Source organism: Vibrio sp. 10N.261.45.E2, assembly GCF_002875705.1.
Classification (GTDB): Bacteria; Pseudomonadota; Gammaproteobacteria; order Enterobacterales; family Vibrionaceae; genus Vibrio.
The window spans coordinates 3,294-25,942 of sequence record NZ_MCZZ01000108.1 but is presented as its reverse complement, the minus strand read 5'-3'; the positions used below and the strand labels follow the sequence as shown (position 1 = coordinate 25,942).

Annotated in this window: 20 protein-coding genes; 12 read left to right on the top strand and 8 right to left on the bottom strand. The window is 43.9% G+C overall.

Annotated features, from left to right (window positions below):
* Positions 1 to 93 precede the first annotated feature (93 nt).
* From traF (BCT34_RS07070) to traI, 12 genes are all read left to right on the top strand, one after another.
* Positions 94 to 861, top strand: coding sequence for a conjugal transfer protein TraF (gene traF, locus BCT34_RS07070; protein ID WP_076654381.1), 768 nt, complete (start codon positions 94 to 96; stop codon positions 859 to 861).
* On the top strand, positions 861 to 1,352 hold the full coding sequence (gene traF, locus BCT34_RS07065) for a conjugal transfer protein TraF (protein WP_076654380.1): 492 nt from the start codon (positions 861 to 863) through the stop codon (positions 1,350 to 1,352). Before traF (BCT34_RS07070) ends, traF (BCT34_RS07065) begins: the two co-directional genes overlap by 1 nt.
* Complete coding sequence (locus BCT34_RS07060; protein ID WP_102300447.1) at positions 1,349 to 2,731, top strand: conjugal transfer protein TraH; 1,383 nt, start codon at positions 1,349 to 1,351, stop codon at positions 2,729 to 2,731. The genes traF (BCT34_RS07065) and BCT34_RS07060 overlap by 4 nt, the downstream gene beginning before the upstream one ends.
* A 13-nt stretch (positions 2,732 to 2,744) precedes the next feature.
* Positions 2,745 to 5,543, top strand: a complete 2,799-nt coding sequence (locus tag BCT34_RS07055; protein WP_076654378.1) for a conjugal transfer protein TraG N-terminal domain-containing protein — start codon at positions 2,745 to 2,747, stop codon at positions 5,541 to 5,543.
* Positions 5,544 to 5,611: 68 nt separating this feature from the next.
* Positions 5,612 to 6,190: a hypothetical protein gene (locus tag BCT34_RS07050; RefSeq protein WP_076654377.1), complete on the top strand. Its 579-nt coding sequence runs from the start codon at positions 5,612 to 5,614 to the stop codon at positions 6,188 to 6,190.
* Between the two features lie 10 nt (positions 6,191 to 6,200).
* A complete protein-coding gene (locus tag BCT34_RS07045; RefSeq protein ID WP_076654376.1) occupies positions 6,201 to 6,515 on the top strand; it encodes a hypothetical protein in 315 nt (104 codons plus the stop codon).
* Position 6,516: 1 nt separating this feature from the next.
* Positions 6,517 to 7,095, top strand: coding sequence for a hypothetical protein (locus BCT34_RS24395; protein WP_198593453.1), 579 nt, complete (start codon positions 6,517 to 6,519; stop codon positions 7,093 to 7,095).
* A 48-nt stretch (positions 7,096 to 7,143) separates the two neighbouring features.
* Positions 7,144 to 7,302, top strand: a complete 159-nt coding sequence (locus BCT34_RS24320; protein ID WP_157934865.1) for a hypothetical protein — start codon at positions 7,144 to 7,146, stop codon at positions 7,300 to 7,302.
* Position 7,303: 1 nt separating this feature from the next.
* Positions 7,304 to 7,495, top strand: a complete 192-nt coding sequence (locus BCT34_RS07035; protein WP_076654375.1) for a hypothetical protein — start codon at positions 7,304 to 7,306, stop codon at positions 7,493 to 7,495.
* A gap of 20 nt (positions 7,496 to 7,515) precedes the next feature.
* Complete coding sequence (gene traD, locus BCT34_RS07030) at positions 7,516 to 9,609, top strand: type IV conjugative transfer system coupling protein TraD (protein WP_076654374.1); 2,094 nt, start codon at positions 7,516 to 7,518, stop codon at positions 9,607 to 9,609.
* A gap of 88 nt (positions 9,610 to 9,697) precedes the next feature.
* On the top strand, positions 9,698 to 10,102 hold the full coding sequence (locus BCT34_RS07025; protein WP_076654373.1) for a hypothetical protein: 405 nt from the start codon (positions 9,698 to 9,700) through the stop codon (positions 10,100 to 10,102).
* Between the two features lie 83 nt (positions 10,103 to 10,185).
* Entirely contained in the window at positions 10,186 to 15,975 is a 5,790-nt protein-coding gene (traI, locus tag BCT34_RS07020) for a conjugative transfer relaxase/helicase TraI (protein ID WP_076654372.1), read from the top strand.
* A gap of 42 nt (positions 15,976 to 16,017) precedes the next feature.
* On the opposite strand, the gene BCT34_RS07015 is transcribed toward traI, so the two are convergent.
* The 8 genes from BCT34_RS07015 to BCT34_RS06975 form a co-directional block, all read right to left on the bottom strand.
* Positions 16,018 to 16,377 (bottom strand): hypothetical protein, encoded by a 360-nt coding sequence (locus BCT34_RS07015; RefSeq protein WP_076654371.1) that lies wholly within the window; start codon positions 16,375 to 16,377, stop codon positions 16,018 to 16,020.
* A 679-nt stretch (positions 16,378 to 17,056) separates the two neighbouring features.
* Positions 17,057 to 17,392 (bottom strand): type I restriction endonuclease subunit M, encoded by a 336-nt coding sequence (locus BCT34_RS07010; protein WP_076654370.1) that lies wholly within the window; start codon positions 17,390 to 17,392, stop codon positions 17,057 to 17,059.
* A gap of 82 nt (positions 17,393 to 17,474) precedes the next feature.
* The gene (locus tag BCT34_RS07005) at positions 17,475 to 17,861 is read right to left on the bottom strand and encodes a hypothetical protein (RefSeq protein ID WP_076654369.1); all 387 of its coding nucleotides are present in this window, start codon (positions 17,859 to 17,861) and stop codon (positions 17,475 to 17,477) included.
* 576 nt (positions 17,862 to 18,437) lie between these two features.
* Entirely contained in the window at positions 18,438 to 18,701 is a 264-nt protein-coding gene (locus tag BCT34_RS07000; RefSeq protein WP_076654368.1) for a DUF1640 domain-containing protein, read from the bottom strand.
* A 74-nt stretch (positions 18,702 to 18,775) separates the two neighbouring features.
* Positions 18,776 to 19,360 carry a hypothetical protein gene (locus BCT34_RS06995; RefSeq protein ID WP_131828414.1) on the bottom strand — a complete coding sequence of 195 codons (585 nt, stop codon included), beginning with the start codon at positions 19,358 to 19,360 and terminating at the stop codon, positions 18,776 to 18,778.
* A 428-nt stretch (positions 19,361 to 19,788) separates the two neighbouring features.
* Positions 19,789 to 20,055 (bottom strand): hypothetical protein, encoded by a 267-nt coding sequence (locus tag BCT34_RS06990; RefSeq protein ID WP_076654366.1) that lies wholly within the window; start codon positions 20,053 to 20,055, stop codon positions 19,789 to 19,791.
* Positions 20,045 to 20,968, bottom strand: coding sequence for a plasmid segregation protein ParM domain-containing protein (parM, locus tag BCT34_RS06985; protein ID WP_076654365.1), 924 nt, complete (start codon positions 20,966 to 20,968; stop codon positions 20,045 to 20,047). The genes BCT34_RS06990 and parM overlap by 11 nt, the downstream gene beginning before the upstream one ends.
* Positions 20,969 to 21,698: 730 nt before the next feature.
* Positions 21,699 to 22,517, bottom strand: coding sequence for a replication initiation protein (locus BCT34_RS06975; RefSeq protein ID WP_076654363.1), 819 nt, complete (start codon positions 22,515 to 22,517; stop codon positions 21,699 to 21,701).
* Positions 22,518 to 22,649 lie beyond the last annotated feature (132 nt).

Here is a 22,649-nt window from a genome sequence, read left to right as displayed (position 1 = left end):
TTATTGTTCCAAAACACTAACACGGACGCGCTCAAATCAAAATTTGAAGATTTTGATCCGGCCACCTTTGAAAACCATCCATAAGGAGGCGAAGTGAAGATTCAGATCGTTTGTTTAATTATCACGTTGACATTGAGTTTCCCTACGTTCGCGCAAGACACGGGGCGAGGCTGGCAATGGTATGAAGAAGAAAAAGAAGTGGCGGTGGAAGAACCAGAGCGTCGTGTAAAAACGGTGACGTCTCAGCCAAAGCTTGCCACTAAGCCCACGACCGCTACAGAACAATTGGCGGATTGGCAAGCCGCGTTTTTAGAGGCAAAAGCCGCAGCGGTGATGAACCCTAGTGTTGATAATGTGTACCGACTGCAACGCCTGATTGATGAGTCTTGGGAGCGGTCGGAAAAGTTGGAGGCGGCATGGAAACAGGTACAACTCAAATACCCTGAGTTGGATTACAACGCACAGCATCCGACAGGCGAGCGGGCTAAGCGCCAGTTTTTTGAAAGAAAAGACGCGGTGCTCGATGCAACACTCGTCCAGTTGGCAAGTGAAGGGGCGGGACTTTTTTTCGTGTTTAACCATAATGATGTGTATCTCAAGGAGTACGCAAAGCAAGTGAAAACCTTTGCGGCTGAGTACGGTTTATCCCTTTTGGGGATCAGCATGGATGGGAGTGCGCTTCCTGAGCTTGAGAGAGTAAGAAAGAATAATGGCAAGCTCGACGTGACGGTGACACCGGCTTTAATCCTCGTCAACCCAACCCAAAAGAGTCAAGTCGCCGTGAGCTATGGCATTAAAAGTATGGATGACGTGAAGCGTCAAATTCATTTTGTTGAAAGTGGTTACAAGGAAGCGCCGTAATGAAACCGATCCATAAACTGTTCATCTTAATGTTGGCTTTGCTCAGTGTCATGGCGCACGGGGCAACAGCCAAAGAAACATTTCAGCAAGTGATGGTGAAAGGTCTCTCATCGATACCGTCCTCCACGGTGAAAACCGAACATTCAAGTAATGAGTGGGATTTGGTCTTTGTCTTCGCGGATTGGTGCGCGTATTGCCACCGAACAGCGCCGGTCATTAATGCGTGGGCGAAGGAGAATAACGTTCAGATTAGGGCAATATCGACAACCGGCATTGGACTGCCTGATTACCCGCACCCTGAATTGCTCTCTCACCTTGATAAATCGCGTTGGTTTCAAGGGAACATTCGTGTTCCTGCATTACTGGCGCAGCATCGAGAAGACCCCACTCGAATTCAAGGTATTGCCTCTGGCGCGGTGACGTACGCGCAGTTAACAGCATTGTGGCAACAAACGCTTTTGCGCCTTCAACCACTAGGAAATGAACAATGATAAAACGCGTTATGATTCCATCACAACGGTGGTTGCCGCTGACGCTGGCGACGACCTTTGCCTTAATCTTGCCTTTTCAGGTTGCGGCCAGCGTAGACGATAAGTTGGGAGGCTACTTTGACAGTTTAGGGTACGCCACCAATGTGACGAGTCCAAGCGCGTATAAAAGCCAAAGTGCCAATTATTTTAGTGCTGGCGGGCTGAGTCTAAAAAGTCCGGTCTCCAATCTTGAACCAGGACAAATCACGTTGCCGTCGGTGTCGGCAGGCTGTGGGGGCATTGATGTGTTTGGGGGCGGTTTCTCATTCATTAACGCAGCGGAATTTAAACAGTTTTTAAAAAACGTAGGCCGTAATGCAGCGCCCATTGCGCTCAAGCTCGGCATTCAAACGCTGACCCCGCAATTGGCTTCCATTCAGGCTGAAATGCAAGAATGGGCGAATAAATTTAACAGCATGAGTCTGAACTCGTGTGAAGCGGCGCAATCGTTGGTTGATGCCACGGGATTAACCGATCTTGCTCAAGCGGCGGGTAAAGAAATGGCGTGTATTCGCGCCGCTGTCAAAGCCGGTGCAGATACCGCTGACGCCAAAAAACGCTGTTCAGGCTCCGGCTCAAACGCCGCGATAGCCAGTGCAGCCAACGATCCTGAATTTGAGGCGTTGCCCGTCAACATCAACGTGGCGTGGAAGTACATCCAAAAAAATACGTTCCTCTCAAGCGATAAAGAACTGGCGGAGTTGGTGATGTCACTTTCAGGCACCGTGGTTTATGACGCGGCAGGTAAAAAACGCATCATTCCGTCCCTGTTCATTGAAAACGAACAGGGGATAGAAGCGCTGCTCAAGGGCGGGAAAGTCGTGCCGGTGTATCGATGTGACACGCAAGCGAAATGTTTAAACGTCACGAAGTCCAACATCACAGTGTCACCGAACAAAGCCTTTTATCAGCAAGTGAAAACCATGCTGACCGCGATAGCTCACGCCTATCAAGGGGACGCGAAGCTGAACGCCAAAGAACGTTCGTTCTTGGAAATCACGCCGATGCCCGTTTTAAAAATGCTCTCTAATGTCATGGAGTCTAATGAATCCATCGACAATTACGTGCATGACTACGCCCAAATCATGACGGCCAAACTCTTGTCTCAATACCTTTCTGATTTATTGCGAATGGCGCAAACCGGCTTACAAGAATCAGGGGAAAGCAAAGACGCAGAGAACATCCAGCGCTCAATAGAAGCGATGCAAGCGTACCTCAATAAAGCGCCGCAGCAAGCCTTAGAAAGGCTGGTCATGCTGAATCAGCTTATCGACCAACGAAAACGCGCTGAAAAACGTATTCAAGACTCAATGGACAGCCTCGCTCGCGGCTGGGAATAAAGGAAAAATCATTATGGTAGAAGTGCATCTATTTTCAGGGGGCGAAGTGGCTAGGCAAGTATTGAATGCAGTGGCCATGTTCATTAATAGTGCCTCGATGACCAGTATCATCAGTACCGTGGCGATGATAAGCATCCCGCTTACAGTGTTTTCGTTCATGACTACGCATTCACCTAAAGCGATTGTGGGGTGGTGCGCGGTCACGCTTCTTGTGCCAACGCTGTTGATTAACACCAAGCAAGACGTTCAAATTATTGATTCGAGTAACCCCATGCGGGTGGCAACGGTCTCTAATGTCCCGATCATCTTATCGTTTCCCGCTTACTTAACTACCACGTACATGTACGGCATCACTAAGGCCATAGACGGTATTTTTCACACCAACGATGACGCGCAGTACAGTAAAACAGGGATGTTGTTTGGGTCTACACTCGTGAGAAAAAACCTCACGGCCAAAATTCAAGATCCGCAATTGCAACACTTGTGGCAACAATATTTGACCAACTGTATTAGGCAAGACATCACCATCAACAAGAAGTACACCTACAAAGCACTGTTCAGTTCAAGCGACATGTTGGGGTTTCTCAAGGCGCACTCTCCGTCCCCCTTGAGACGAATTTTTGATCCGTATAACGCATCGAGCTACCCCGCAGAAAGTGGGGAATACCCAACGTGTAAAGAAGCCTTACCGGTTATCACTCGCGGATTCCAAGCAGAAGAAGCCAAGCATCATAATTGGTTAAAGCGATTGCTCGGTGCGAGTGGCAGCGACAGTGCCTTACAAAGCGCTCTGTACAGTACCGCGCAAGAAAACGCAACCCACGCTTTGATTGATGTATCAAAAAATGCCAAAGACACCATCATGCAAGCCATGATCACCAACGCGACACACACGGGATTGATTGATGCCAGTAATGCGGTAGGGGCAGATGCCACTGCGATACGATTGATGGCCGCGCAAACTCAAATCCAGTCGAATGCTTTCATGGCTTCCACGGGATTGTGGGCCCAAAAGCGTATCCCGATGCTGCAAACGGTACTCTTGCTACTCATCATGTGTGCGTCGCCTATTGTGGTGGCGATTGCGATGTTACCCAACATGACCTTTAAGGTGCTGACTAACACCCTTTATGGTTACGTTTATATTGCCGCGTGGCCAATCGTGTTCACGTTCATTAACTTCATCAGTAACGCGTTTGGTGGCAGCATGATGAAAAGCATCACCAACGGACAGGGAGTGACGTACTACAACTTAAATGAACTCCATAAAACCAACCTTGAAATGAGTGCGATAGCAGGGTGGCTCATGATGTTAACGCCTATCATCACACCGTTCTTAATTAAAGGCGGGGCGTCGATCATGTCGAGCGCTTCCATGCAGTTTGCGGGCATGGTGAATTCGGTGGGTGGTCAGGTGTCACGCGAAATTGCGACGGGTAACTTGTCTTTAGGTAACACCACCGAAGACCAACACAGTTACAACAACACCAATGCGAACAAGCATGATACCAATTACATGGACGCGCACAGTATGGCAACCAAGCAGCTATCCAATGGCGCGATGGATACGACAACCGCCGCCGGTAATCATGTCTACAACACGCAGCCAAGCCGTTCAAACCTCATTGACAGCATCAGCATGAGAGAGGATTTGAGCAATACCCTCAGTTCGTCAGCGCAGCAAGCTGAGCGTGCTGTGAATACCGCCTCAGCGGATTTCAGACAAGCCTCATCGAGTGCTTACAATGAAACGCGTCAATATCTGGACTCGACGGCGCAGCAAAGTGGCTATGGCAACTCAACCAATACTGGCGAGCAAAGCTCGATGCGTGACGGATTAAGTCAAATGATGCAGGCCACAGAAAACTACGCCAAAGCACACAATGTTTCTGACGCAGCCGCATGGCAAGTGCTCGCTAAAGGTGGCGCGTCGGTTGGATTCTCTGTTGCAGGCAATGGCGCATCAGCCGGTGTGGAGGGCAGCATCAGTGGCAGTAACACAGAAACCGACTCATCGACCACCACTCACTCAATGACAGACCAACAAACCTTTAATCAAGGGCTTGAACTGGCAAGAACCGCGTCCGTGGCGCAAAACACCAGTGATTCGAGCAGTACCAGTACACAGGAAAGTAACAATGTGAATGATACGTTTAGCTCCCTTACGAGTGCGGGTAAGACCTTGAATGCGGCCATTAACCAAGAAAAAGCCGCGACGTTGGCCTTAACGCAGGCGCAAACAACGGGAGCGAGTGTGAACTCTGATATGTCTATGCAGTTCCAGAACTGGTTGGATGACAATCCAGACAAGCGCGGTGGCATGGACATTTCGACCTTGTTGACTGGTAATGATCAAAGTACATCACGACAGAGAATTCAGCTTGCTCATGAGTTCGTCGAAACGCTTGCGGAGAAAAGCATTAATGACAAGTTGAATACTATCACCGATTCGCAAGTTGACGAATTGAAAGGACAAACGTTAAACAACGTCCATCAAGCCGGTCAAGACAAGGTGGACTTTGTTGAGCAACGCGGTGAATTGGCGGTTGCTGTGACCGATGAAGTTAATAATCTCAAGGTTGGGGTAGCGGGTTATGACATGGGAATGCCTGATTACAATCCCCATGAAAAAAATCAAATGGAATATCAAGCCAATACCAGCATAGAAAGCCAAAATGAAGAGTTGAAACAGGCCAGCGCCGCGCAAGCGCCAAGCAATCTCAATAATGTGGACAACCCGTCACCAAGGCAATCAAAAGCCGAACAATTTATGGATGAAAAATGGGGCAGTGTGAAGCATCATTTTGATTAATAGCTGTATATAAGATCAGCTATTTTTGATATAATATTGACTGCATATTTAGCGAAAAGGATAAGCCGATGAAATGGGTATTACTGGCACTCTTGGGAGTGATAAATACAGTGCACGCTGAGCCAAAAGCGTTTGATATTCGAATTAATAAAACCACGCTTGATGAAGTGCGTCAGCAACATCAAGTGAAGGCGATTACGCACAGAGAGTTCAGCCAAGGGATGATTTGCGATGATGAATTTGGCTGTCCACCGCTGACCCCCATCAAAGGGGTCAACGCTTATACGGTAGACATCACCGAAGACGGCGTAAAGTCTTTTGAGATCCGCACGGATGACAAGGGCGTGGTGAAGTTTATGCTGATTGAAATCGATTCACCAGATACTGGGGGGAATTCAGAGTCCGTTAAAATGACGCGCTACTTAAATCAAAAATATCGAAAGACTGCACGACAATACGGGTACGACCATTGGGGATATTGGCGTGTTGTGCGTGATACCACCAACGCATGGGTCATGGACTGGATGCACCGTCAAGACGATTACTTTTTTGTGATGCTCTCTGACAAAGAGTATTTAAAAACGACCCGTTACGATTTAACGCCGTTTTACACCGCGAAAGAGACCGATGCGGTCTCGCATTTTTAAGGAAATAAATATGAAAAAACTCACAAACTTTCAAAGGTTTCAAATAAATAACTTTTGCCGTATGTGTCTATCTTTTATCGACACTTTTAAGTTGGCTGCCCGCATCATGCTGTTCTGGTGCGGTCTTGAATTGATCTATCGCATTACTTTATTACCTCAATCCCAATTATCAACATTCACATTAGGGAATGCACTCGAACTGATTTTTATAAATGCGCCCAATGTTTTTGAGAATGGACTCTATACGTTCTTGGTTATTGGCTTGCTTGGAGTGGGAGTTCAGCTTTCAAACACAACCCCACATTTTGAATCTGAAGGGGATTGAAATGATTGGTATGGAAAAGAAAGAGAAGTGGTACTGGCCATACGTTGAGATTCAAAAGTTAACCGCATTGCACCTTAATGGATTGATAGGGGATTGGCTTGATGATCCTAACAATGACACGCTGCCTATCCGAGAAAGAATGGAAGAGGCGTTATCAATCACACATCAAATATGTACAAACGTTGATGCTCAATCAATCAGGCAACATAAATGTCGTATAAATCAGTTCATAGGGTGCATGAAAACCATTAAAGAAGCGACCGATGGTCACGCAGCATATGTAGAGGGACTGCCTTACCATGAGTGTTTTTTGGGTAAGTACAATAACCTTGAGGGACATACTATTAAATTCATTACTGACAGACAGGGGAGCGAGCCTGACATCCTCACGCCTAACCAACACAAGAAGCTGATGATAATTAGCGATGAAGGGCAAAGCTTACGCACTTACAATGCCCCAAGTTCAGGCTGGACACACGACACACTCGTGAAGCTGTCCGACTTTTTTCCGCCTCAATGGAACGTTTGTGGTGCAGAGGCTTGGCTGGGTGAACAATGGATAGGTTCAACCGAAATTTAAGTTATCCACCGTTTCGGGTGATAAGTCGCTTTTGTAGAGGGAAATTAAATGGATAACGGCGAAATTAAAGCAGCAGTTGCCGAGATAATGAAACTCAGACCGACGCCAAAAAAAGCCGAGGCAGCGAAGGTTGAGCACCGCAGGACGCGCCAGCAACTTGCGGACTATCAATATCAAAAAGAGTTACAGGCATTAAAGGAGATTTGACATGAGAAAGCACCCTGCATCAACACTCAATCAAGAAGCTCAAGAGTCGGTAGTTTTTGAAGTCTTAACCGATCGAGAGTTAAGGCGCTTTGATTGCCAGCGATACCAAACGCAAAAAATATATAACAAGTTGATTTGGGGTGGGCAGCGTATCCGAGGTTGGCTTATCTCCCCAAAATCTGAATATTCATAATTCCTCAAAGGAGACCGAGCATGGCCTCAACGAAACAGACGACCCGTGGCGGTCAAATCATCTTTCACAACTTACGCATGTTTTTTCAAGTGCAAGGTTGGATAGTCAAGGTCGCCCTTGCCCTCATCGTGATATTGACATTTTTGTTCGCGTGGGCAGCCACCAGTACCGATACTGTGCTTAATGCCTTTTATTACGCAAAATTCTATGCCCTGAGTGAGTTTTTGTTCAGTAAACCGTCCACGCTATCGACCATGACTTACCAGGGAGTGACCTATCAAAATACGCTCGTCAATTTCAGAAACAACGCCATGCTGTTCAAAGACTGGTCTACCTTTTTATTCACCGCACAAATTGCTTTTTTAGGCGCATTGGCTTCTGTAGGTTTGTTGTCATGGTTGATTCTACGAATGTTCAATAAACGAGGAGAAGAACAAACCGAAGACAATCATATCCGTGGTTTTAGATTGGCCGAGCCGGAAGTGATCACAAAGACACTCAAAGTCGCGGCAAAGTGGAAGAAAAAACGAGGCTTAGGGGACGGTAGTATTTCGAAATTCAAACTCGATAACCAACGCCTTTTTAAGCAGGATTTTGAAGTACAACACATTCTGGTTGACGGCACGACGGGCGCGGGTAAATCGGTACTCATCCGTAAAATGCTGCATTGGATACGTGAGCGAGGGGACAAAGCCATTGTGTACGACAAAGGTTGTACCTTTGTCAGTAAATTTTATGACCCTAAGCAAGATATTATCTTGAACCCGTTTGATACCCGTTGTGCCAACTGGAATATCTGGTGTGATGCAAAAGAAGCCCCTGATTTTGAAAACATGGCCGCCGCGTTAATTCCTCAACATGGCGATGGTGATCCCTTCTGGGTCGATTCCGCTCGTACTATTTTATCGTCAACGGCGTTTCGCATGAGTCGAGACGGAGAAGAGTGCACGACAGTTCGGTTACTCAACTTACTGTTAACGTCAGAGCTTGAACGATTAGGCTCCTATTTACAGGGTACGGAAGCCTCTTCACTCGTCTCAAATAAAATTGAGAAGACCGCTATTTCAATCAAGTCCGTATTGGCGACATACATTAAGAGTTTGCGCTTTTTAGATGGGTTAGAGGATGAGAGCAGACCCGAAGCATTAAGAAAGCCATTCTCGATCACCGAGTGGGTTCAAGACGATAAGCAAAGAGGCATGTTGTTTATCTCCAGTAACGCGCAGCAACACACCTCACTCAGACCGCTGATTTCGATGTGGCTTGCGATAGCCTCCAACGCCATTCTAGGGCTAGAAGAAAATCCGAACCGTCGAATCTGGGTCATTATGGATGAAATGCCGAGCCTGCATAAACTGCCCGAATTAAGCGGCATTATTTCCGAAGTGCGTAAGTTTGGTGGGTGTTACCTCATCGGTATCCAATCCTACGCGCAGCTTTTAAATACCTACGGCACCAATTCTGCCAATGTGATATTTGATTTACTCAACAGCCGTTTCTTTTTTCGTTCTCCGTCCGACCAAATGGCCGAAGTTTCCTCAAAAGATTTAGGCGAGCAAGAAGTCGATGTATCGAAAGAAAATATTTCTTATGGCGCAAACTCACTGCGAGACGGTATCTCGATAGGGCATCAAACCATCACAAGACGAGTCGTGACCGCCTCTGAAATATTAGGGCTTGATGATTTACAGTGCTACTTACGTGTCCCTGCTTGCCAGTACATCACGCGCCTTGACCTGAAATTTGACCGCATCAAAGATAAAAACCCGCCGTTCTCTAAGCGGGACATGACGCTATCCGACGCCATGCAAAAAGCGTATGACGCCACGGTCTTTCATGAAGTCATTGCGCCGGCCGCTTTTCTCGACAAAGAAGAAACCGCCGCACTCATCAAAGCGCAAGGTATGAACTTTGATGAGGAGACAGGGGAGATCCGACAAGAGGTAGATAACATGAAAGCGGCGCGTCAAAGTGAGACGGTTCAAGCGCTAGAGAAACAAATGCAAGAAAAACTCGCCTCAAAACAGACTCAGAACAACCTGACAAGAGAAGTCGAAGAAGCCGCCACGCAAGAAATCGAAGAAGCGCCAGAAAGGCTCTACGACGGCGATTAGCTCAATGAAAAAGGGCAGGGGATAACAAGAAAGAGCTCTGATTAAATACAACGCTGCCGTTATGTGAAAACCAATGATTGGATACATTATGCAAGACATTAACTTATACCCACTATTACACAATCGAATAGTTAAAGAAAACCAATTAGCCCCAGAATACATTGGAGAATTTGATGGAGTGCAATCATTACCCCAAAGGGACTATCCTGCCATCTACTATTGGTTCGACCAAAGTAACCATTACAGGCCAGTACACTCTTTAAATGCTTTTAAGTTAGACCAATGGTGTAGAGAAGAAGCGCTGATCCACGGTTTAAATATGGAGTCCATAGACGCTTCGGTAAACCAAGCCATAGAAACACTTAATCAAATATCAATGTCAGCGTTTGAATTCATGATAGAAGAGATGATTAAAGACTTGGGTAATAACGAAATTACCGTGCCAAAAGACCTTAAAAAGCCGAACCGGAAAAGATGGTGGCAAATTTGGTAAACACAATCTAGAAATCCCTCCAGTAACCTATCACCCTTTTAATTTAATGATTAAGAGGGTAATCATTGAAAGAGTGCCCTCACATGATGTCTATTAGCCCGATAAAATCCGCCAAAGATGCCGCCGCCTATTACCTCAATGAAGAAAAAGAAAAGAACATCGATGAGGGGGTGCAAGTTGAACATCACCCAACCCAATCAAATGACAATTACTACCTCAAGGAAGCAGGCGCGCAGGACAATACGTTTTGGTGGGGTAAGCTCGCTGAAAGTGCAGGACTCGCCGGCAAGTCGGTAGACCAAGAAACGTTGGAGTCGGTACTCTCAGGCACGCTCAATGGCGAAACAGTGAAAGGACGTCGAGAGAATCACAAAGCAGGATTTGATTTAACCTTTTCTGCCCCAAAATCCGTCAGTATCTTAGCGCTCGTCGGAGGGGATACTCGACTGATTGACGCGCACAATAACGCGGTCAAATATGCGCTCTCTGAGTTGGAAAAAGATGTGGCGCAAATTCTATCGATAGACAAAAAAGGGATACGCACTTACACAAACACAGAGAGTCTGTTATTTGGGGTCGTACAACATAAAACCAGTCGCGCAAATGATATGCAGCTCCACTCCCACGCTATCACCGCTAACCTAACCAGAGACCAAGACAATGCTCTTCGCACTCTAGGATCATGCTCAAAGCAAAAAGACGGGGTCATCAATGGGACGGGCGAAAGAATTTACCACTTCCAAAAATACTATACCGCCCTTTATCAAAGTCACTTAGCCACCAACACTCAGGATCTCGATTTTCAAACAAAAGGCGTAGGGAACAATCAATTCGAAATCAAAGGCGTTCCTGAACAACTGATTCATCTCTTTTCAACGCGTAAACACCAAATTGATGAGAAGGCGCAAGAGTGGGGTACGCAATCACAAGCGGCCAAAGATGCCGCCGCGCTCGATACGCGTCAAGACAAGCAATATCAGAGCGAATCCTCATTAACCACGCAGTGGCGAGAAGCCACGATAGAGGAGGGGTTTGACCCTGACAAGTTGGTTGAAAACGCGTTAAAAACATCATCGGTCCATCAACAATCCCCGTCGGTCATTGCCAAGGAGGCGTTGACCCGCGCGGTCAGTCACCTAGGACAAACCAGCACCGCATTACGACTAGAAACCCTCATAGAAAAAGCCAGTAGCGAGTTCAGTAAAGGGGGCATACAAGCGAATGCCATTGAATTAAAAGCCCTTGCAGAGCAATGGATAAAAGACGAAAAGCTCATCCCTTTACCGCAAAAGGGGCTATATACCTCCCAAGAAATGATCCAAACCGAAAAGCAGTTGATGACGGTAACAAAGGGCAACGTTCATCACATGCGTACTGATATAAAAACCAGCGTGTTACAAAAGCTGGATGCACCCACAGCGCAGCAGAAAAAACTCACCGACATTTATCAGTCCACCAAACAGTTCCAAGTGGTGAATGTGTTCGGTAACTCTGAGCAAATCACCAAGAACTTATTAAACCTTGGCAGCCACAGCGGGAAACGGGTTCACCTGGTCTCTCAAAACAGCAAAGAACAACATGACGCCCAAAAGCACACCCGCAGAGAAGCTTACACGGTCGCCGCTTGGGTGAAACAGCTATTTACTGAAGAAAGGCGCACTACCGTTCAAGGGTTACTTCATAACGGCCCACACATGACCAACCGTGATGTGTTGATTGTCGATAATGCCAATAAGATGAATGCGAAGGAATTGATCGCACTCACGGAGCTTGCGAAGAGCAACCACACCAAAGTTGTTTTTTTAAACTCAACGTCAAAACGTCAAGGGTATAAGGCTAATAACGCTATCGCGTTGTACTCAAAGGGGGATGTGGCAAGCCATAATTACACCAATGCGAAAGAGCACGACAATATCGTGAGAGTGCATGAAACCGACCAGACAAAACTCGTCAATGCCTATGTATCTTCACCCGAAAAAAACAGCACTCAAGTACTGACGACCTCGACACGTGAGCAAGTCTCTCTCACTAAAGCGATCCGTCAGCAATTGCAAAATGAGGGACAACTGGCACGCTCAGGGGTGACCATCGCCGTACAAAAGCCCGTCTTTCTGAGCCAACCTCAGAAAGAACTCGTGCAACACTATCAAACCGGCATGATTTTAAAACACTGGGTAGACCGCAAGCCACAAGAACTCGTCATTCAAAGTCTCGATCAAGAAAAGAATACACTCACCGTCCTCAACAAGGACGGACAGGTCATTGAACTTGAACCAGCATCAAAAGCGTTTCAAGCCATGAAAGTACAAATATTCAAAAATGAGACGCTGTCTATCCATCAGGGCGAACGCATCAAAACCACGGGTAAGCATTACGAATCAGGGTTGGACGCCCATCAACATGTCCAAGTAAGCGAAATAAAAAGTAACGCGCTAACCCTTGTCGATGACGAAGGAAATAAGCAATCGGTACGTCTCGACAAGCTCCACCAAGCGCCTATCGCTTATGATTATGTGAACACCTCTCATCACATTGCTGATAAAGCGCATACGCTAATCGCGAGTAAGTCCTTTGCGCTTTCAAAAGAACTGCTTAATGAGCTTTCAGCGAAAAGCCAGTTTATCGACGTCTATACAGACGATGCCGATAAAGCGCAGAAATCACTCGATAAGTCCGACATAAAACCCTCTGCCACACAACGGGTACTTCACACATCTGTCAACGATCATCAATTATCAAACCTCAGTGAAGCGTTGATTAAAAAAGACGTACAGCTGGCTATCCATGCCCTGTCTCAAGAACAAAACGCCACAGTACAAGAAAAAGCCGTCTCGTTTGCACTCAACCACCTTTCAGAAAGAGAGGCGGCTTTTACACAAAAAGAGTTGGTCATTGAGGCGGTACGCTACTCACTTGAAGAAGCGAATGCGCCAATCACAAAAACGCAAATAGAAGACACCCTCACACAAAACAAAGACATACTTTCTGCGTCATACAGTGATGGCACCCGCTGGACGACGCAAGCCGCATTGAAAACAGAAAAAGACATACTCGCCAACATTGAAGAGGGCAAAGGCAAACGCCGCGCCTTTGCCACTAACAAGCAAGTAGAGCGCTATCTAGACACTCAATCGAGAACCACGCAAGGACAGCGTGACAGTATCACATTAATCTCCACCACCAAAGATGCGTTTGTGGCGGTGCAAGGGCTGGCCGGTACGGGCAAATCCACCATGCTCGAATCCAATATAGAATTGATTCACTCGGCCTCAGAAGTCGGAAAGAACAAACCAGGCAACATAGTTGGACTCGCACCCACTCACGCGGCGGTATCTGAATTAAAAGAGAAAGGGGTAGAAGCCCAAACGCTGGAAAGTTTATTGACAGGATTGAGAAGCAAGCAGACGCAACCAAGCGATTATGACAACACGCTTTTCTTCCTCGATGAAAGCTCGATGGTCAGTAATCGTCAAGCGAAAGAGTTCACCGACTTAGTGATCAAAAGCCAATCCAAGGCGGTATTATTGGGTGACAAAGAGCAATTACTCTCACTCAGTGCGGGGAAGCCCTTCGAACTGGCGATGAAGCAAGGCGTCTTAGATACAGCGTACATGTTAGATATAGTGCGTCAGAAAAATGAACCCCTAAAGACAGGAGTTCACAACATCCTCGATAAACAACCGCGAAGCAGCCTATCACAACTCGAAAAACAGGCGCCGGACACTCAAGGCCAAACTCAGCATGTCATTTCAACGCTCGATGAAGATAGCAAAGATAAAATAGCCGCGCAGCAACAAGCGACCGAGAAACTCCCGTACGCCGTTGCTCAAGACTTCTTGTCACGGACGCCTGAGACGCGCGATAACACCCTCGTGATTGCTTACACAAACCTTGAGAGGGACGATATTACCCAATACATTAGAGAAGGGTTGATCGAGAAAAAAGAGCTAGGTAAGGAAAACATCAGCGCTCCACGTTTACGTAGCGTCAACGCCTCAAGGGAAGAGTTGGGCACCATGATGCCTTATAAAGAAGGGCTACTGATAAGCACAAAACACGGTGAGTACAGCCAAATAGTAAAAGTAGACGCGGAGAATAACATTGTCACCCTTCAATCACTGGAAAACCAAAAAGAACGCGGCTTTTTTCCACAAGATCGAGACAATACGTTCACGACATTGTTCAGCTTGGATCAAAAGCCGTTATCAAGTGGCGATAAAATCGTGACACGCCTGACGGATAAATCAAAAGGCATTAAGGCGAACACAGAATACCAAGTCACCAGTGCCACGCCTGAGCTTATCACCGCACAATCGAAAGATGGGAAACACTTTCAAATCGACCCTAATAAGATGCAAGACAGCCATTGGGACTATGGTTACACACGAACTGCCGACATGGCTCAAGGGGCGACCTATGAGAACGTCATTACGGCAATTAAAGGGAAAGGGGCATTAACTAACCTTCGCCGTGCATACATCGATTTATCGAGAGCAAGTCACCATATTCGTCTCTATACCGATAACCCCAATCGCATGATGAAAAGCTGGCTATCCAACCTAAGTACGAAAGAGAGTGCGATTGAGACGCTCGCCCAAACGCCGATAAAACCTACGACATATTTTAACGACAAAGCCCTGCCTCAAGAAGATGTTCGCTACCAAGATCTGAACGGAGATTTTGACTATAAACGATTCCAAAATCACATAAACAAGAAGCTTCCTGAGTACACAGAAAGCCTCGCAATACAGTTGTTAGGACAACCGAACCTGACCAAGTCTAACATCGACTACCTCACTTTTGGAGACGGAAAGACGGCAACCAAAGTATCGCTAACGGGCGAATACAGAGGCTATTTTAAAAACTACACAACAGGCGAAAAAGGGTCGTTAATCAATCTACTTATGGCACAAAAAAACCTGAGTTACAAAGATGCAATGACCCATGCTCATGATCTACTCAATGCCCCTGAGAAGCATGATTTGGTCGCGACCAGCAACCATGATTCATTGCTCAACTCAACACCGAAACACATCGCACAATTTGAACAAAGAGCAAAAGAATATCACGCTCAAGGACGTTCAATTAAAGGCACGCTCGCCGAACAATACCTATCCAACTTAGGTGTCAGTAACATAGAAAGTAACCATGTTAAATATCACCCAAGAGTCTATTCTTCTGAGGACAAATGCTTCCATCCGGCTCTCATTACTAACATTCACAATAAATACAATGAAACGAAAGCCATTGAAGTGACGTATTTAGATGGACACTCAAATAAAGATGACGGCCTTAAAGTTAACCCTAGAGTCTTGGGAACAAAATCAAAGAACATGACATTATTTAATAGTGGTGAAAATAGTCAGATCACCATCATCAGTACATCGATAGAGAACAGCTTTGTCATTCGAGATAACACTCAATCTCAATTTGATATTATTAACGTAAACCATAAAAATGATATCCAAAACATACCAGAAGATACAATAAAACAAAAAGTCATCATATCTCTTAGTAAAGACAACACCCATTTAACGCCTGACAACGTAGAAAAAATAACAAACTCACTGGCGGATAGAGAAATAATCTACGTTTCTGACAACGACATTGAGCAGACAATCAACACCCTACAAAAAGAAATGAAAAAAGACCACCCTGAGCAAGAAATAAAAGTCGATAACACTTATGACTTAAAAGATGAGGTAAATGACATTAAAAAACAATTACAACAAGAAAAAGAAAGTCGGGATTTGGATTTAATTGACGCAAAGCAATTTGAGTTATCCTCTGACCGTTCTATTGAAGATAATGAATATAGAGAATTGGAAAATAAAGTAATAGATAGGGAAATAGAAAGAGAGCGAGAAAGATAACCCCTCCCTCTTCCCATAAAGACAAAATAAAGAGTAGCCTAGCTACTCTTTATTTTTCCCAGAAAGATAGTCGTCAGTTCCGTCATTAACGTCTGCCTTAACTTGTTTTCTTAAAGCTTTAGAATCAGCTAAGTGCTTATACATAGATTCGGGGTTGAATGTTTGACTGTGGGTGAGATCGGACACTGCAACATTCGATCGAACGGTACGGTAAATCTCCTCCAGCAGTTCGCGGTTTGTGGGTCTTTCGTCTTCGTTGTCGTTCAGCTTTATACGTAATGCAAATTCGAGAAGTTGTCGAGTTGCCTCTGCGTCGCTTAAAGATCCCCTGTCTCTGAAAATCTTAAAATCAACTTCTAACTGCCCCTTTAATTTGGATTGAAGAGGATAAGAACGCGCCATAAGCCACCTTTAAAGTATATTCAAATTGAAATTAACTGCATTTAAAAGAGAATACCAAGAAATCAAGAAAAACACCACAACCATTGATACAAAAGGCATGAACACCTTTGAAATTCGATTAATTCAAATCGCATTCAAAATCATCACAATCCCTTTCCTGTAAAAGGGTAAATATCTTTAGATTTCGATAATATTCTAGTTGAATTTTGATTTTGTCGGCTAATATTAATACTTTTTGAAAATTTGAAATAAAAGTATAAAAATACAAATCGAAACATAAGTTATTGATATTAAATATTTTATGTTTTTAACAGACAACCATATACATTGCTTCGCAATGTACCGTGGGGTGTGCAATTCTTTAAAGATGACCATCGACCTCAGAAAGCCTCGACATTGCTCATCTTGGTTTTTGGGTCTTTAGGTTCTATTGGTCTGCGAGTCGCTGACGTTTGAAGCGCTTTTTTAGTGTGGTGTCTGTAGGCTGGTCTTGTGGGATTGTCGCTAGAAAGGAAAAAGCCACTTGCACCAATAAGGTGCAAGTGGCTTTGTTGAACTTTTTATCGTGAAATAGATTCACTTAAAAGAGCGATTAATTTTGTTCAAATTTAAATCCAAAACCGCCCTTTGGTGATACATAACAATTCGAGTTGTAGAATCGATTTTTTATGTTTAATGATTAATATTCGCTGGATAATAAAATCGTGGTCACACTACGATCACGTTCTGTAATAATCCAGACGGATTGTTTAGAAATCGTATAACTTGATATAATCCGTTCGCCCGTTTGGGTTGATTCGTCATTGGTGATCTTATCTTCAATACAAACGTTACCCCAATCCCCGCTCAGGTGGCGCTGTAAATAAATAGACAAGTTAACCCCTAATTTTTCATCCAATAGATGTTGGATGCCTTGCGTATACACCACCTTACCAAGTGAAAACGGTACAGCCGTACAAAAGTAGGATTTTTCTTTTTTTTCTTCAATATCTTGTGTAATATTCAGAATGTTCATTTAATGAAACTCCAATGTGATTTAAATTGAATATGCCTTGATATTTGATACAGCAAATATCAAGGCGCTTTACTTTCCTAGATTAATAAACGTCTTCCGTTTTAAGAACATGATTAAACACGGTATAAATCTCGTCGTAAGTAATTCCGTAGTCTTCGAGCTTTTCCACGCAATCACAAATTTCATTGGTGTAGAAACATTCGTGATTAAATAATTCACGTCGGATGATAGCTGCCTTGCCGTTCTCTTTGATGTCTTCGGCGATCCCCTCTTGAGCAATAGAATCTAAACGGGTCATTAATTGCTTGGCGTTATCGACAGGACAAATTAACCCCATACCTAGAGATGCATATTTTACGCCCTCTTTTTTTTCATCAGCGAACTGTTGATTAGAAAAAGCAAAGAACGCTCCCGCCTCATTAAAAGCCTGAGTTTGTTTGTCTTGAATATAGTGTGAGAGATATTTCATAATGTTTTACCTTATTTACAAAAGAAAGAATGGCTCTTAGAGGAATCATTTTGTGCAGTTGCCAGAGAGTCCAACGTCGATACGTTGGTCGCAATTTGAACATTAGTGTGAGTTTGAGATTGATTCGATAGCATGGCTTTTGTCCCTTGTTGTTTGAGTATCACTTCGCTTGTCGCCTGACTTCTTTAGCTCATCGCATGGTTCTGCTTTACAAGGGCGCGTAGCGTTTATATACCCTTGTAAAGCAGGTTCTGTGATGAGATATCTAGAAGGAAGAGCAGAAAGCGTTGTGATGCGAGTCAGGGGCAAATAAGACTGCTAGTGAAATCAAGGTCATTACTCACACTTGAGTTCACATTGTGAAAGGCAACGAGGAGGGACGACGAGGCGTAGCGAAGCGGAGTGCATGAGGGATTGTGTGACAGGAATTTAGGATTGCATCGAGCTTGCTCGATATGAGCAAGCCAAATTATCGACACGAGCGCAGCGAAAAGCCCGACCGCTTGCGGTCATGCTCAGGGAATTATAGATAAAAAAATACCGCTCTAGAGCGGTATTTAAATAATATTCTTGGTCTTATGACGGTAAGTGGCTGCCGAGATAAAAGGCGCCAGCGGCAACGGTGGCGATCATAGTAAAAGCAGTTCCAATAATGAGGTTTTTAATGGAGTCAATCTTATCTGTGAGATCATTACGAACCTCTTGGATTTCATGGCGAACCGTTTCAATTTTTTGGTCAAGTTCTTTACGCGTATCGTTTAACTGCTCTTGAGTGGCAGCATGAGCGGTTAGGTTGATCAGCTCTTCAACACTGAGTGTAACTTTGCTAGATTCAGACATAGTATTGATACCTTTTATAGTTGCATTCATTTTACTTCAAAATTTAGATTAAGAGAAACTCTAGTTCTGATGAGTTACCAGACAATCTCAAACCAGTAACGACACTTCATAACAAAAATATTCATAAGCTGGATGCGAATTTTTAAAGCATCCCCTTTAAAGTTATTGCAATCAGGATAGTAAAATAGACCTTCTAGCTCTTTCCATGTACCAGAGTGCCCTTTATCAGCTTTCGTGAGGATAGCTTCGACGGGAAAGTTTAACGCTGTGGAGTTTATATCAACGTTGTGTAATTTGAGCAGTTCGTTGATAGCGTCAATCAAGAGTGAGTTTGAAGTGCCAGAGACGGCTAAATGATGCTCACAATCCCAATAGCCGCCCATATCTCCCATTTCCAAAGAGGTATTTCTGACAATATCACAGATACCAGCATCCCAAAAAAAGCCATGAGGATCATCCCCGTCATGTAACACGTTTGTGAAATTAATTTCCAAATTTTTAAGATAGCGTTTTGCGAGTTGTTGGTCTTTTTTAGAGATATCATTTTGTGCAGTTGCCTGAGAGTCCAACGTCGATACGTTGGTCGCAATTTGAACATTAGTGTGAGTTTGAGATTGATTCGATAGCATGGCTTTTGTCCCTTGTTGTTTGAGTATCACTTCGCTTGTCGCCTGACTTCTTTAGCTCATTGCATGGTTCTGCTTTACAAGGGCGCGTAGCGTTCATATACCCTTGTAAAGCAGGTTCTGTGATGAGATATCTAGAAGGAAGAGCAGAAAGCGTTGTGATGCGAGTCAGGGGCAAATAAGACTGCTAGTGAAATCAAGGTCATTACTCACACTTGAGTTCAGATGGTGAAAGGCAACGAGGAGGGACGACGAGGCGTAGCGAAGCGGAGTGCATGAGGGATTGAAGCAGGAAGCAGAGCCAGTCAAAATCTTTGATTTTGGTGACTGGCTGCTTATCGTGTAAAGCCCGACCGCTTGGGGTCATGCCCGATGTCAGGGCGAGATCTCACATGGTTTGTAGGGCTTAATTGATTGGATCCCCGCCCTCATCGGGCGAGGCTTTACGCGCAATTAAGTAATCAATCCAAAAGCGAATCAAACCCCGTTTTTGGAGCCTTCGATGCAATATTCTGTTCTTCTTTTTTTTCGGAAAGATGATCATTGTTCTCATTGTTTTGGTCAAACATATATAGAAGATAAGCCCCCTCTTTAGGGTCTTTCTCCATCAACTGATACCCAATTTTAGCTAAACGTATAATCTCTTTACTGGCAGACAGCTTGGAAGCTTCAAGGGCACTTAATAACTTTTGTTCTTTTGTTAGATAAACTTGAACTTTATTTATCATTGTCACTCACCATTTTTGCGATCGACTCAACTAATGCGAACTCTTTTGATTTACACATTTGAACATCAAACCCTTTAACTTTTAAAGCCTTAAACAACAGGTCGCACGAGCCACCTAGTACAATAATTTTAGACACTTCTTTTTCTCTATCACCCAAAAAAGTGGAGATCGCATTCACTGCCTTGTTAATAACGTCTTTTGTCACAGCCTCCCTATCAACAGTCATGTTCCCACGCCTAGCCGTGCCTGTTTCAAGCAATTTAAACACCACTGAATCACTTAAATTCTTGTTGCCCAAAGAATCGCGTACATTTGAAAACGCATCAAACATTCCAATATTTGACGTATCAGCTTTAACTATTTTTGTCGCTTCTCCTTCCAACAGACACAAATCAAGCGTTGTTCCGCCCAAATCAGCAACTAAAGTAAGCTCATCATCTTCAACTTTACCCACAACAAAAGGTCTAGCTGCTGGTAAGCCTTCGGGCAGAACAGTTACACTTTTAACGTTCACTGATTTACCATCTTCTCTCTCAACTTTTTGCATGAACTTTTGTTTAACTAATTCAATTTGCTCCACATCTTTACGCCCATTTTTAAAGTACATAGAGACTGGCAGTGTAGTGAATATATCAAATTCATCATGTTCCAATTCAAGATCGTGAATTGCAAAATGAATAGCAGATAGGCAATGGTTCGATGTTTGATATTGAATGTTATTTGTCGGTGCTGTTTTTGCTGTATTGAAAAACGTAAACTGCTCACCTTCTTGTGTTATGAATGTGTCTTGATCATCTTCACCGTACCCGATGCCGAACTCACATCGATTGTGTGCCTTCTTTAAAATCAACTCCCCCTCAAAAAAATATGCTGACTTAGTTGAGGTTGAACCATTATCAATAAATAGCTTCATACTGTTACCTTAAATACAATTAAACACCCATAATACTATAACATAACACCAAACCAAGCAGCTTAAAACATCAATTCAACTCTAAACAGACACAAATACGACACTTTTTGACATCTGTTAGAAAACTTGGCTAAAACACCAACTCTGGCCTGACTGATGAAATAAACGAGCGAAGCCTTGATTTCTCGCACAGGATTTTGTGACAGGAATCTCAAATGACAACGATCTTTGTTCGTTGTCATTTAGGTTATCGACAAAAAGCGAAACCGCAGGGGTAACGCCTTAGCGCATCATCACCCTTAAAAAGAACACCATTCTCAATTCGGGAACAGACCCAACAGAGAATTTAGCTAACATTCTCGACATCGTATTCTGAACAGATTGGTAATTACATTCCATCTTGATTCCTATATCGCTGTAGGAGACCCCTAGCGAATAAAGCATAAGGCATTGGAATTGTCTTTCAGACAATTCAGGGAAGCACTCTCTGGCTTTGTGATAGCCTATTTCGCAGAAAATGGCACTCATACTAAAGCCCTCCTAAAAGGAGGGCTTGTCGTTGCCTATAGGTAAGATTTGAAGAAATGTGTACAAACTGAACAAGCAGTTCGTATGTAACGTGACAAAGAGGCACGCGAAAGGTACTATTTTTCATAGCTCAATTTCCTAAGTATGTAGGTTTTGGGTTAGCTGCTAGGTGAGAGGTCGAAGACTCATCTAGTAGCGATTGTTAATTCTTCATTTTATCAACGTTTTCAATAAACTCTTTATTTTCTGATTCCTTCTCCGCCAATGCTTTACTATCAAACTTCCAGCTAATTTTAACTTTGTGTGCCTTTCTAACCTTGCGCTCAGATATAACCATCGTAATTTCTGAAAATTCGGTTTTTTCGATGATTTTTTTTGCAGACCTTTTAAAGAACTGCTTATTAAAATCATTAAACAGCTCATACGTTTTTATTTCTTCAATACCAAGATCTTCTCTTAACTTCGCAAAACTAACTTCCTTTTCAGATACATAACGGTTTGCGCTTATCCATTCTCTCAAGAGAAGATATAATTTGCTGGCATTAGACTCAGGTATGGCAACTGCACTTTCCAGATACTGACCAGTAAATCCTTTTGTTAAGTCAGAAATCAGAGGCCTCATTTTTTCGTGAAACCTAACCCTAATAAAACCTTCTCCTTTTGAATAACCGGTACCATCAGTCGCCACATTAAATGGCTCAACCCAATCTTTGGGTAAACTAGGATCAATATCCTTGGTTAATTTAAAGCTTGGTGTCAAAACAAACCCCATCAAATCATATACAGCTTCTTTCAATTGCCTGTAAGCCGTTGGATGGTCAACATTACACGCATTTGCATACTCTTCAATTGATAAATCAAACTCCATAGAGCTATCAAAAAGGATCTCCGGCTTTCTAGTTATATTATTAAATTTTCTTGGAAGAGAGGCCAAAAACAAGTACAAAACTCTTCTTGATGATAACCCCATACCCATCAAGGCTGGTCTAATATCGTTTCTGTGGTAAAGCGTTTTACGCAAAATTAAGCTCCCTCTCACATTTCATTCCCCCTCATCTTACCTGAGTGGAAGATACTCGCACACTCCGCAAATGAGGTCAATAAAAAAAATAACCTTACTTAAATTCAGTTGACTTAGTTCATTGTATAGATG